This is a genomic window from Dyadobacter luticola, assembly GCF_005860805.1.
In the GTDB taxonomy this organism is placed as follows: Bacteria; Bacteroidota; Bacteroidia; order Cytophagales; family Spirosomataceae; genus Dyadobacter; species Dyadobacter luticola.
The window spans coordinates 566,233-578,819 of sequence record NZ_VCEJ01000004.1 but is presented as its reverse complement, the minus strand read 5'-3'; the positions used below and the strand labels follow the sequence as shown (position 1 = coordinate 578,819).

Annotated in this window: 15 protein-coding genes; 10 read left to right on the top strand and 5 right to left on the bottom strand. The window is 48.1% G+C overall.

The features are described 5' to 3' along the window. Positions 1 to 134 precede the first annotated feature (134 nt). Complete coding sequence (locus FEN17_RS13185) at positions 135 to 1,289, top strand: ATP-binding protein (protein WP_138365816.1); 1,155 nt, start codon at positions 135 to 137, stop codon at positions 1,287 to 1,289. An 11-nt stretch (positions 1,290 to 1,300) separates the two neighbouring features. Then, positions 1,301 to 2,248, top strand: coding sequence for a D-2-hydroxyacid dehydrogenase (locus FEN17_RS13180; protein ID WP_138365815.1), 948 nt, complete (start codon positions 1,301 to 1,303; stop codon positions 2,246 to 2,248). A 6-nt stretch (positions 2,249 to 2,254) separates the two neighbouring features. On the opposite strand, the gene FEN17_RS13175 is transcribed toward FEN17_RS13180, so the two are convergent. Next, positions 2,255 to 2,458 carry a hypothetical protein gene (locus tag FEN17_RS13175; RefSeq protein ID WP_138365814.1) on the bottom strand — a complete coding sequence of 68 codons (204 nt, stop codon included), beginning with the start codon at positions 2,456 to 2,458 and terminating at the stop codon, positions 2,255 to 2,257. A 112-nt stretch (positions 2,459 to 2,570) separates the two neighbouring features. Between FEN17_RS13175 and FEN17_RS13170 the strand changes: the two genes are divergently transcribed. Further along, positions 2,571 to 3,089 (top strand): protein kinase family protein, encoded by a 519-nt coding sequence (locus tag FEN17_RS13170; RefSeq protein ID WP_138365813.1) that lies wholly within the window; start codon positions 2,571 to 2,573, stop codon positions 3,087 to 3,089. Between the two features lie 116 nt (positions 3,090 to 3,205). Further along, positions 3,206 to 4,501: a hypothetical protein gene (locus FEN17_RS13165; protein ID WP_138365812.1), complete on the top strand. Its 1,296-nt coding sequence runs from the start codon at positions 3,206 to 3,208 to the stop codon at positions 4,499 to 4,501. A gap of 104 nt (positions 4,502 to 4,605) precedes the next feature. Here FEN17_RS13165 and FEN17_RS13160 read toward each other — a convergent pair whose 3' ends face one another. The 4 genes from FEN17_RS13160 to FEN17_RS13145 all read right to left on the bottom strand — a co-directional run bounded on the left by FEN17_RS13160 (position 4,606) and on the right by FEN17_RS13145 (position 7,467). Next, complete coding sequence (locus FEN17_RS13160) at positions 4,606 to 5,163, bottom strand: hypothetical protein (protein ID WP_138365811.1); 558 nt, start codon at positions 5,161 to 5,163, stop codon at positions 4,606 to 4,608. 292 nt (positions 5,164 to 5,455) lie between these two features. Next, positions 5,456 to 6,295: a helix-turn-helix domain-containing protein gene (locus tag FEN17_RS13155; RefSeq protein WP_138365810.1), complete on the bottom strand. Its 840-nt coding sequence runs from the start codon at positions 6,293 to 6,295 to the stop codon at positions 5,456 to 5,458. Positions 6,296 to 6,390: 95 nt separating this feature from the next. Next, positions 6,391 to 6,786: a RidA family protein gene (locus tag FEN17_RS13150; protein ID WP_138365809.1), complete on the bottom strand. Its 396-nt coding sequence runs from the start codon at positions 6,784 to 6,786 to the stop codon at positions 6,391 to 6,393. A 51-nt stretch (positions 6,787 to 6,837) separates the two neighbouring features. Beyond that, positions 6,838 to 7,467 carry a YceI family protein gene (locus FEN17_RS13145; protein ID WP_138365808.1) on the bottom strand — a complete coding sequence of 210 codons (630 nt, stop codon included), beginning with the start codon at positions 7,465 to 7,467 and terminating at the stop codon, positions 6,838 to 6,840. A 237-nt stretch (positions 7,468 to 7,704) separates the two neighbouring features. Between FEN17_RS13145 and FEN17_RS13140 the strand changes: the two genes are divergently transcribed. The 6 genes from FEN17_RS13140 to FEN17_RS13115 all read left to right on the top strand — a co-directional run bounded on the left by FEN17_RS13140 (position 7,705) and on the right by FEN17_RS13115 (position 12,450). Further along, on the top strand, positions 7,705 to 8,568 hold the full coding sequence (locus FEN17_RS13140) for an STAS domain-containing protein (protein WP_138365807.1): 864 nt from the start codon (positions 7,705 to 7,707) through the stop codon (positions 8,566 to 8,568). Positions 8,569 to 8,585: 17 nt separating this feature from the next. Further along, positions 8,586 to 8,978 (top strand): STAS domain-containing protein, encoded by a 393-nt coding sequence (locus FEN17_RS13135; protein ID WP_138365806.1) that lies wholly within the window; start codon positions 8,586 to 8,588, stop codon positions 8,976 to 8,978. After that, the gene (locus tag FEN17_RS13130) at positions 8,965 to 9,375 is read left to right on the top strand and encodes an anti-sigma regulatory factor (RefSeq protein ID WP_138365805.1); all 411 of its coding nucleotides are present in this window, start codon (positions 8,965 to 8,967) and stop codon (positions 9,373 to 9,375) included. Before FEN17_RS13135 ends, FEN17_RS13130 begins: the two co-directional genes overlap by 14 nt. A 79-nt stretch (positions 9,376 to 9,454) precedes the next feature. Then, positions 9,455 to 10,375 (top strand): ATP-binding SpoIIE family protein phosphatase, encoded by a 921-nt coding sequence (locus FEN17_RS13125; protein WP_205748158.1) that lies wholly within the window; start codon positions 9,455 to 9,457, stop codon positions 10,373 to 10,375. Positions 10,376 to 10,380: 5 nt separating this feature from the next. Continuing rightward, positions 10,381 to 12,048: a PAS domain-containing sensor histidine kinase gene (locus FEN17_RS13120; protein ID WP_138365803.1), complete on the top strand. Its 1,668-nt coding sequence runs from the start codon at positions 10,381 to 10,383 to the stop codon at positions 12,046 to 12,048. Between the two features lie 3 nt (positions 12,049 to 12,051). After that, the gene (locus tag FEN17_RS13115) at positions 12,052 to 12,450 is read left to right on the top strand and encodes a response regulator (protein ID WP_138365802.1); all 399 of its coding nucleotides are present in this window, start codon (positions 12,052 to 12,054) and stop codon (positions 12,448 to 12,450) included. Positions 12,451 to 12,587: the final 137 nt, after the last annotated feature.

Here is a 12,587-nt window from a genome sequence, read left to right as displayed (position 1 = left end):
GCAATTTCAAAATGGATTCTATGCAATTTCAAAGTGAAAGCTATGTAATTTCAAAGTAGGCTCTATGCAATTTCAAAATAGAAGTTATGCAATTTCAAAGTAACTACTAACTTTGTGTTCATAATCAGCCAACTATGAATTTTTTAGAGCGGGATATTAAAGACGCAATCCGGGCGCAGAAAGATAAGTATCCGGTCATCGCTGTCACTGGTCCAAGACAGTCCGGAAAAACTACGCTTTTGAAAACCTTATTTGCCGATTATGAATACGTCTCGCTCGAAGATCCCGACAACCGCGCCTTTGCAAATGATGATCCGCAAGGTTTCCTGAACCGGTATCAGGAATATGTGATTTTCGACGAAGCCCAGCAGGCACCTGTGCTGTTTTCCTACATTCAAACAATCGTTGATAAATCCCGGAAAATGGGTCAGTTTATCTTGTCCGGCTCACAGAATTTCCAGTTGATGACCAACATTACGCAAAGCTTAGCTGGCCGCGTTGCGATTTTCAGGTTGCTGCCCTTTGACTTTGACGAAATGAAATCAGGAAATTTGCTGGCCGACAATTTCCCGGAAGCCTGTTTGAAAGGATTTTACCCCGCGATTTACGACCGCAACATTGATCCTACTGTTTTCTATGCCAATTACCTGCAGACCTATGTCCAGAGAGATGTTACCGAACTTGCCAACATCCGTGACACCCGACAGTTTCGTAATTTTTTAGGGTTGTGTGCTGGAAGAATCGGACAACTTTTGAACTTAAATTCTCTTGCGAACGATTGCGGCATTTCCCAGCCCACTGCGAAGGCGTGGCTTTCGATTTTGGAAAGCAGCTACATTACTTTCCAACTTCAACCTTTCTATCAGAACTTCAACAAGCGGATTGTTAAAACACCCAAAATATTTTTCTACGATACAGGCCTCTTATGCCACATTCTTGGTATTCGAAATAAGAAAGTGCTGGCCGAAAACCCTTTAAAAGGGAATATTTTTGAAAACCTGATCATTGCCGAAATCTTGAAAAAGAATGAGCATCAGTATCTTCACAACGAATACTGGTTCTGGCGCGATTCTAATGGGCATGAGGTCGATTTGCTAACCCAAAATGGAAATGTATTTGACATTTTCGAGATTAAATCAACGCAGACAATTATGTCGGAACAATTCAGGGGAATGAATTATTTCAGTGAAGTTGCGGCAGGTAAGGTAGGCAAAAAGACGCTTATTTACGGCGGGAAGGAAAATCAGCAGCGGACGCAATACACCGTCATAGGATGGGAAAACATTTAAATTAAATCAAAATGAACATTACAATCCTCGACGGCTATACCCTCAATCCCGGCGACCTCGACTGGGCGCCGATCATTAACTTGGGCGAAGTAAACATTTATGACAGGTCCAAAACGGATGAAATTGTTGAGCGGGCGGTGGATTCGGAAATCGTTTTGGTGAATAAAGTTGTCCTTTCGGAAGCCACTTTGAGCCAATTGCCGAAATTGAAATACATTGGCGTGATGGCGACGGGGTATAATAACATTGACATTGCAGCGGCCAGGAAGCACAACATTATTGTCACGAATGTGAAGGCTTATGGGCCGGCGTCGGTGGCGCAGCAGACATTTGCCCTGCTGCTTTCGCTGGTAAACCACGCCGAGCTGCACAGCCAGAGCGTTTTTGCTGGCGAGTGGGCGGCTTCGAAGGATTTTTGTTATTGGAAAACACCGCTGATCGAATTAGCGGGAAAAACAATGGGGTTGATCGGATTGGGTGATATCGGCTCGCAGGTGGCGGCCATCGCGCGGGCATTCGGGATGAAAGTGATTGCCTACCGCAAAAATCCGGTCGAAACCGAGGGCGTGGAAATGGTAAGCCTGGATGAAATTTTCACCCAAAGCGACGTCCTCAGCCTGCATTGCCCGCTCACAGACGATACCCGCGAGATCGTCAACAGAATGACCTTATCCATGATGAAACTCAGCGCTTTCCTGCTCAATACCGGCCGCGGCCCGCTGATCCAGGAAAATGATTTGGCGGAAGCATTAAAAAACGGCACCATCGCTGGTGCCGGGCTGGATGTACTGTCGGTGGAGCCGCCGAAAGCAGATAACCCGCTGCTATCTGCTCCTAATTGCATCATTACCCCGCATGTGGCCTGGGCGACATTCGAGGCAAGAAAACGGTTGCTGCGGATGGTCGCAGATAACATGGAGGGTTTCATTTACGGAAACCCGGTCAATGTGGTTTCGTAAGCTGGCTTATTCTTTCTTTTTGCCGCCGCGCTGTTTTTTCTTCTTGTGTCCCCAGTTCTTTTTCATTTTGGAGTACGACTTTTTATCAACTGTTTTTTTAGATTTCGAGCGGGAGATATTTTTCTTTTTCCGCGCATTAATGTTGTTGACCAGCGAATTTTTGACGCCCAGTTTGTTCTTTTTCTTGCCTTGTTTTTTCTTTTCTGCCATGTTAATGAAGTTTGGCATTGAGATGTCAATTTTCATGCCGGGCACGGAATGCCAAGCTTGAAATGTCCACTATGGAATTAATCATTAGTTTAGTTTTTCAAAAATCAAATCCATGAAATACGCCAATCGACTTTCTTCGGGAGCAAATAATGCGGTCATCGCACTTTCCGAAAAGGAAGTCGCCAAGCTTTTCCTGGAAGACACCCGCTCGGACATTGGCTCGGAAGCGGAGAAAATGAAATTCGCAAACAATGTAAACGGGCTCGTCGTGAAATTTATAAGGCTGGATTTTCACGAAGAGATTCAGGCTGAAATGCTGGTGATGGAACGTCTGAAACCGATGGATTTCCGGGCTTACGAAGTCGGCGTGCGCGAATTGTGGCTGGATGTCTTTGAAGATGAACTCAAACAACTTCACGCAGCAGGTTTCGTACACCGCGATCTCCGCAGGCCCTCAGGTATCGGCGGCTTATACTACGACAACATTCTCCTTACAGATCAGGGTTTACGGCTTATTGATGTCGGCATTTCAGCATTAAAATCCCAGGTTGGTGACAAGATATTTGAGAAGTACCTCGAAACTGAAAAGGCTGAAATTGATGCTTTTAAGGACTATTTTTTGAATCGCTGATGCCGATTTGATAATCTCCAAGTGAATATTCCTTAAAAATCCAGCTTGTCGCATTTCTTCAATACCCGGTTTTTTAGCCGCCCTACATTTGCAGGTAGTTTAAAAAAACCGTAGCCATGAAAAATAACTTCCGTAAATCAATTTTCAGCATTGCATGGGCAATAGCTTGCCTGGCAGCCTGTTCACAAAAAGACGAGGATTCGTCCCCCGAGCCCCAGCCCTCAACCAGTGCCACAGTCACCGAAATCGGGCAGCCGCAGGGAGTTGCCAGTAGCAAGTCCATCGGTCCGGAAGGCGGCGAGATCAGTTCCAGCGACGGATTGGTAACATTAACCATTCCGGCAGGAGCCCTGACCAGCACCACCAACATTACCATCCAGCCCATTTCAAACCAGTCGCCAAACGGCCTGGGCCTCGCTTATCGCTTTTCACCCGACGGTACGCAGTTTGCCAAAGATGCAAAGCTGGTTTTTCAGTACAATGCCGATAGTGTGGCCGTTAACGATGCACAAATGCTGGGCGTCGGCTTTCAACAGGCTGATAGGCGCTGGCAGCGGGCCGCCAACATCGAAGTCGATACACTTAACCGGCTCATTTCCGTCGCTATGCCACATTTCAGCGATTGGAGCGCCTACGAACTCGAACAAATTGAAGGTGCGGGTATCGAAGGGTCGCAGGCATTGGAACTTAATCAATCTGCCGACCTTCTGCTGAATGAAGCACTACTGATCGTACCATTGGATCAGGATCCCAGCAAATCATTAACCTTTAAGGACGCGAAATGGTCGGTTGTTGGTGGTAGTGCGAATGGTACGGTTACCTTCAAGAAGGGTGCACTGGCCACTTACACCGCCCCAGGCAAAACCCCTCCGCAGAATCCAATCACTGTTGAATTGGAAATCACATTCAAAAATTCGCCTAAAAAAGTTTTCCTAAGAAAAAGGATCCTGATCGGCGGCGACTATTTCTATGGCACATTTGACGGCCAGCCGTTCAACTGGACACAAACGAATTGCATTTTGAAAAACGGGCAGGTCATTATGACCGGCACAGATGAATCTTTTACACAATCCTTAAACATTATTTTACAATCAGCAGATCCGGAGGCATTGCTAGGCTTCTACCCTTACAAACAGGGCATCATGGCAGGTGGTGCCTGGGGCGAGTTTGCAGTTTCCTATTTGACGCACAATGGTTACATCTCTGTAAATACGCCGTGCATGGCACGGAAGCCCATGATTTCAGGCGGAGGTGTAACCATCACTGGTTTTGATGAAGTGGGCGGTACATATTACATCAAGGGTTCGCTGACGGGGACCTATTTCAGATTAGCAGGAGACAGATGCCCTGGCGCCGAGTTTCTTAGTGCACCCATCCAGGGTCAATTCCGGCTGGCAGTAATTAAACAATGAGTCTTTGGAAACAATAAGCTGTGATATAAAAACAAAAAACCGCTGAGAGATGCTCCCAGCGGTTTTTGATGTTTAGCAATTTCCAATATTGCTTGTGCGCAAAATTATAGCGGTCTGACCGGGTGATAGATGTTCACTTTCAACGGGTTATCCCCCAAAACTTCGATCAGGTAATACTTTCCGGCGGCAGTTTTACATGCGATAACCGTTTTCACCGGCATGTAATTGGTCCAGAATGCCGAGCCTGCGGGTGCATTTGCGATCGGCGACTGGTTGAATGGCAGCGTGCTCAAAAGAGTGGGTGTAACCGAAGCGATATCCACGATTTTAAGATTGCTGAAAGATACCTTCACCGGTTTCAATGCTGCGTAGCATCCGTAAGCGCCCCAGCCAATGTCGCCGCCACTTTCGGAAGTGATAGCAAATGGGCTTGTCAGGTTGAAACCTTTTCCCTGCGGCATCGTCAGCGTTTGCACGAGGCGAAACACTTCTTGCTTAATAGGCACCATGTTAACGCCCATCTTGGCATTAGATAGTTCGTCGGAATTTACAACCGCGGCAGTTTGAGAATTAGCCGATGGTACCGGTTCGTTTGTGTTACTACAGTTAAAAAGAAAAACGGAAATAGTAAGTAATGCGACACTCTGAAAAATACTTTTCATGACTTTTAGAATAAATTGGTTTTGTTATAATTTTAAAAAATCTGAATGTTAGCGATAAGACGATTAATCCCTTTAAAATAAAAGCTTTGGGTATTAATTATCTGTCTCTCTACATTCAGCTTTCAAAACAACAACAGGAAAAGTTCAAAAAGGAGCCGCGATTATCTGACGGTATTTTGTAATTATCGAAAGGTAAAAACAGGGATTTTCGAGCCAGAAATAATGCCTTAAAAAGAAAAAGCTGACCTGGTGGTACAGGTCAGCTTTGATATAAAACCGAAAAATGATCGAATCAGGCGCGGGCAAGTCCTCTGACCGGCACGCGGAAATGTTGGTTGCTATCCTGATACACCAGCGTCGGAACATCGTCGGAAAACTCTTTGAAATCGCGGATAAAATGCGCCTGGTCCGCGTAGCCGAAGTTGTAGGAAACATCCAGCCAGTTGGGCACGGCCGAAGTTTGCTGAAAAGATTCATAAGCATTCCGGAAGCGGATTATGCGCTGGTAGAGCTTCGGAGAAGTACCATAGGAATCTTTGAAGCCACGCTCCAACTGCCGCTTACTGATCGATAGACTTTCGCTCAATGCTTCGATGGAAACATTTCCTTTCGCCTGCCGGATAATCCGCGTCGCCTCGATCAGATAGTTCCGCTCGCTGGTCAGGTTCCGGAAACGCGCAGTCAAAAATTTCTCCACTTCCGCAATCACCTCTGACATTTCCGTGATCCCATAGACGCTGTCCATCAGACGGTTAAGCACACCTCCAAATATGGAATCCACATCCGTAAACTGATTGAACATTGCACCTGCCGGAATTTTGAACAACTGGATCAGCGCCTCCGGTTTCAGCCGCACCCCGAATTTCCGACCCGTACCTACCGCTTTCCAATGCACGGTATCCCGGTATAATCCGACGAAAAACGCCTGCGGCAATTTCTGCCAGATACCATCCCTGAGCACATGCGCGCAGTTATCGTCCAGGTGCATGATCAGCTCCAAAGCACCGAAAGGCAGGCAACGCTGCACCGGCGATTCCTGCATACCATTTGCCTCGAAATGATGCAGCCAGTAACATTCCACGAAAGGTTGGAGCGCCGGAGAAGGTTGAAATTCCTGATAACTCGTTTTCATTGCGGGTCTACACCTGGTTGTTCAAAAATCGATTTATAAAGATAGTACGACCAGCAGGAGCGTACTATCAAATTCTTTACCGTTCACTCAATTATTTATCGCACTGCCGTCGCCTCGATCTCAACTGCCAGCTGCGGAAAAGCGAGCGCCTTTACTTCGGTTAATGTGCTGGAAGCCAGGCAGCCTGTGGCTTGCATCCGCTCGATCACTTCTCCGTACGAGGCAAAAAATTGTTCGATAGAAGTGGTGTAAAAATTCAGCCGCACAATGTTGCGCATCGCATAGCCCGCCTCGGTGAGCACTTCTTCCAGGTTGTCAAAACAAAGTTTGATTTGTCCGCCCATATCAGCGTCGATGGGCATACCTTCGGCGGTCATCGCGGCTTGTCCGGCGCAGTACAGGGTGTGCGTGCCGTGCCGAATTTCTACGGCCTGGGCGTACCCGAGCTGGTCCTGCCAGGTCCAGGGGTTGATAATAGTTCTATTTTTCATGGCTATTTAAGTTTAAAAAGATTTAAAAAATATGTTACAAATTGGTCAATGTTAAAGTTTGGCAGTCTCTCCCTTTGCCGTTTTTGCTGCTTTTACGTGCAGGGAAATCTTCACGTTTGGGTAGATATACAGTTTCTGTTTCGGGTCGCTGTACATTTTCATACCCCACTTCGTACGGTCGAGATTGAATTTTGCATCGGTTACCAGGCTATCATTGACCGTGCGGATATGCGCCGGGAATGTGATGGAATGTGTCTGGCCGAGCATGGTAAAATCGCCGGTTAAAAGATAGTTGGCGTCGGCTACGTAGCTGGTATCGACGCCACCGTACGCACCTACTTTGGTGATCTTGAATTTCGTCTCAGGATACTTGACCATGTTGAAGAAGTTCGCACTTTTCAAATCCTCCAACAATGTTTGCCGCACCGGATCGGGCAGATCGTAATCCACAATCGACGCGACGGGAATTGTAAATTCGCCGCCTTTTACCCTACCCTCCGACGACAGATCGATGCCGCCTGTGACGTCGAAAGAACCAATATGGGAATGGTCCGGCGTGGCACCGTACCACTCGATTTTGGAAGCGGCCTTATCTACCTGAAATGCCGACGATTCACTGTTAAATTGTTTGTAACCAGCCAAAACCGCCGCTACCGCACCTACGAGAATAATACTTTTCATGACTAATGATGTTTGAATTGTTTTGAAAATTTGATTGTGTTTGCCTCATTTCTAAGAACAATACAAAGGTAGCCCAGCCGCCACGCCGGGTATTGAAGAAAAGCGACATCAGGATTTTTTTTATAGCTGCTCGCCGACGCATGTTTCGTACAGCACCTGTCCGGAATTTTCGATGCGCCAGAAAAATTATCGCGCTTAATTTTTACCTTGGAACACTATCCAATTATACTAACTAACATGACAAGCAATATCATTGCAGACCTCCAAAGCAAAAGGAACATTATTTTGGAAAACTGGATTGCCCAGCGCGAATTGGCGGAAGATTTCGGTGGTAATTTCAATAGTACCGACGATTTGAAAACGCAATCTGCGGAGCTTCTGGATATTCTTTTACAAACCATTACCTCCCAAAACATTAACGACCTTTATTCCTCGGACCTTGAACCTTTATTTGACTACATCGGCGGCCTGACCGTATCCCGCGCCAAACAGGGATTCAGCCCCAGAGAAACTGCCGTTTACATTTTTTCGCTCAAAGATGCCCTCCTGAAAGTATTGGGCGAAACCATCAGCGACAACCGCGAGCTTTACACCACCACGCTCGAAGTGAGCAAATTCATTGACAACATAGGTATCACCAGCTTCGAAACGTTCATCAGGGGACGCGAGGAAGTGATCCTGAGCCAGTCCGACGAAATGGCCGAGCTTTCTACGCCGGTGATCAAGGTGTGGGACGGGATCATTGCGATGCCGATCATCGGTACGCTGGACAGCGCCCGCACGCAGGTAGTGATGGAAAATCTGTTGCAGGGCATTGTGGATAATGAAAGCAGCATTGCGATCCTCGATATCTCCGGCGTTCCGGCGGTGGATTCCCTGGTGGCGCAGCATTTGATCAAAACTGTGAGCGCTATACGCCTCCTCGGCGCCGACTGTATCATCAGCGGTATCCGCCCGGAAATCGCGCAGACGGTCGTCCACCTTGGCATAGATCTTTCCAAGATGGTCACCAAAGCTACCTTGGCCAGTGCGCTGAAATACGCTTTTGCAGCACTTCAACTGGAAGTGAGGCGCGTAGCCAAAGAAAAGTCTAACCTTTAATATAAGTCGGAAAGCATATGGAAAGAATACCTATCCTTAAAATGGGTAAATTCTTGCTGGTTACCATTCAGGTCGACTTGTACGACAGGCTTGCGCTCGCATTGGAAGAGGACCTGGTAATGATGGTGCACAAAACAGGCGCCAAAGGTGTATTAATAGACATTTCTGCCCTATCCATCGTCGATTCATTTATGGGCAAAATCATCGGGAACATTGCGGCCATGTCCAGCATTCTCGATGCCGAAACGGTCGTGGTGGGCATGCAGCCCGCCGTGGCGATCACCCTCATAGAACTTGGTCTTCCGCTGTCCGGCGTTTATACCGCACTGAATGTGGAACGTGGTATGGCATTGCTGGAAGCAAGAATGCCGGAAGAAACGGGCAATGACCGGGACAATGACGACGAATAACAGGGAAACAATTATCATTCAGCAGGAAAGGGACTTGATTATCTGCCGCAACAGGGTCAAAGACTTTGCGGTCAGAATTGGTATGGGCATCGTAAACCAGACCAAGCTGATCACCGCGGTCAGCGAACTTGCACGTAACATGCTTATTTACGGTGGTGGCGGAAGTGTGCTGCTCGAAGTCGTATCACGTGGCAGAGAACCCGGGATTTCAGTTGTTTTTCAGGATAAAGGCCCTGGTATAGCAGATATTACAAAGGCCATGCAGGATGGTTTTACCACAGGTAAGAGCATGGGAATGGGCCTTCCCGGGGCAAAGCGGCTCGCCAGCGAATTTTTCATCGATAGCGTGGTCGGAAAGGGCACCATTGTCAAAATCATCAAGTGGAAAAATGGATAGTGCCAAGCAGTTGGCCTTCGATCTCAAGGATAGGAGTTTTTTACCCATTATAAAAAAAGATGCGTCCCGACTGGCCCTGATGGCCGGGTTTTCAGCTAAAAGGATAGCCGAGATGGAAATCGTGGTGAGCGAGATCGGGACCAACCTTTTGAGACACGCCGGGGGCGGCGAGATCATTGTCCGCTATATGAGCGACTCGCCGGGCGGAGGTATCGAAATCCTCAGCATTGATAACGGTCCCGGCATGGCCGATCCGTTGAAAATGATGGAAGACGGGGTCTCGACCAAAGGTACGCTGGGACAAGGCCTCGGCGCGGTCCGCCGGTTGTCGGACCAGTTGCAGATTTACTCAGTACCCGGCTGGGGTACCATTTTGCTGACCCGCCTTTTTGACAACAACCATGTGCAGGAAAAAACCGCGCGCCTGGGAATTTTCCCGATCGTGATCCCGAAGCCAGGCGAAACCTATTGCGGCGACGGCTATGGCTGGAAAGCCAATCCCAACTTCATCAAGGTCATGCTGGCCGACGGGCTGGGCCACGGCTCGCTGGCGCACGACGCTTCTCAAAAAGCCATTCACGCATTTCAGAAAAGCGTGTATAACACACCCCACCAGATCCTCATGGACGTGCATCAGCAGGTAAAAAGCACACGTGGCCTGGTAGCGACGGTGGCGGTATATGATTTGTTGAAAAAGACCTGGCAAATTTGCGGCGTAGGCAACATTTCGACCCGGTTACAGGATGCGATTTCTTCCAAATCGTACCTGCCGTACAATGGGATAGTTGGCGTGAATGTGCCCCGGCAGCTCGAATCCCAGACGGTACTTTCGGAACCGGGCCGACATTTGACGCTTTGTTCGGACGGGGTTTCATCGCGGTGGGACCTTTCCAAACATGCCGGCGCTTTTCGATGCGACCAGTCGATACTTGCTGCCGTGATTTACAAGGATTTTGCGCGACATACGGATGATACCGCGGTGGTGATCGTAAAAGTTTAGAAAGCATGTACATACTCACAAAGCTGACCCTCTCTAATGATCTTGACCTGATGCTGGCCCACAAACGCTCCATGCAGGTAGCGGATTACGGCGGTATCGGGATTATACAACAAACGAGTTTTGCCACGGCCGTATCAGAAGTGTGCAGGCTGATGCTCGACAAAGAATCCCGTCCCTGCATGTATCTAGGAGTTTTGAAATCAAAAACAGGCCGCAGCTGCGTCTACGCCCGCATTACCGACCCGCGCGTCACCAGCATCAACATTCAAAACCCAAACCTGGTATATGCGCGCAAGCTCGTGCACGGTTTTACGGTGGAAGACGATGCAATCACGCTGATCTGCGAAATGCCCACGACCGTCCGGCTCAGTAAGGAACTGATTGCCAACGGACAAAAGCTCTTTGAAGAACTTCCTGCCGTGACGCCCTACGAGGAAGCCAAGCGCCTCAACGACCAGTTGCAGGAAATGGCCAACCGCCTGGGCGAGAGCGAGAAAAAATACCAGGTACTCACCGACTCCCTGCCGCTGATGATGTTTACGGTCAGAAGCGACGGTCAAATGTTGTTTGCCAACGAAGGTTTCATGCATTTTGCCGGAACCCGCGCGTTTGAGCAGCTCAATTGGCTCACCTGGCTGGCCGACCGGCAGTCGGGGATTTCGATCAGCCGGATTTTGGAAAAAATGAAAACCGGGGAAGCATTCTCCCTGGAAATATCCCTGAAACAATCCCTGGACGAAAACCGCTGGCATTTACTTTCCATGAACCCGATCGAAAACCCTTTGACAGGGCAAGTGGACTGGTCAGGATTTCTGGTAAACATTCACGCCCAGAAGCTGGTAGAAGAAACATTGCGGGACAATGAGGAACTGAGACATATCCGCCTCGCGCTTGAAACACGGCAAAAAGAACTCGATCTTACCGTAGCCAATCTGAACCGGAGCAATCAGGAACTCGCCAAATTTGCCTACGTGGCATCCCACGATTTGCAGGAACCTGCCCGGAAAATGGTGGTTTTTTCGGATATGCTGCTCAGTAAATACCACGATTCATTGCCTGCGGACGGCGCAGGAATTTTGAAAAGGATCAAAACCGGCTCGGAAAGAATGGTGGCCGTCATCCGCGACTTGCTCGATTACTCCAAAATTTCCATCGACCGGCACATTGAAATAGAACCGGTGCAGCTGACCCAGATCGTGCAGCAGGCCAGGGAGCAACTGGAAGCGCAGATTGCCGACTCAGGTGCGGAAGTGCGGCTCGACAACGACCTGACCTTTATGGGAAACAAACAACTGCTGGCCCTGCTTTTTCAGAACCTGATAGGCAACGCAATAAAATTTGTTGAAAAAGATATTCGGCCCGAAATCGTCATTTCTGCGCAGCAGGTGCGGTTATCGGAGCTAAAAGGTGTTAACCTGGACCCAAATTGGGCCTGGACCAGCATCAGCGTCACAGACAATGGCATAGGATTTGACGAAAGATTCCTTGAGCGGATTTTCGAAATGTTCCAGCGCCTGCACTCACAGGATCAATATAAAGGCACAGGCATCGGACTGGCTATTTGCAAACGGATCGCAGAGATGCACCGAGGGCAACTTATCGCCAGAAGTAAGGTTTCAAAAGGCTCAGTTTTCACGATTTATCTTCCTAATATAAAACTATCAGAACATTGAGCCATGAAAGAAAATAAGCATATAGTATTGGTAGAGGACGACGACGACGATATTTTCTTGCTCAAAACAGCTTTTGAAGAATTAAACATGCTCGATAAGGTGCAGCTTTTCCGGAACGGACAAGATGCGCTGGTATACCTGCAAAATCAATCCGAGCCACCCTCGTTCGTGATCAGCGACCTGAACATGCCGGTCATGAACGGTTTTGAACTGCTCGACGAACTTTTGAAAAAGAACTTCTTCGTGAACGGAAATCCCCAGTTCGTTTTCCTGACCACCTCCGAAAAGTCCATGATCCCCAGCCACTCGTTCGGCGAAAGTCAGTTTTCGTTTTTTACAAAGGGGTATTCATATAATCAGATGAAAGACACGCTCTCGATTATAACGACCGGCAAAGCGTAGGGCTCAAATTATCCGCAAAAACTTAGCAGATTCGCAACCTGCTGCCGACCGCAATACGAATTATACGGAAAGAATTAAAGTCAACCAACACCCCACTAACAGATTCCCGGGCTGAATTCTGGTATCTTCTGGAATGC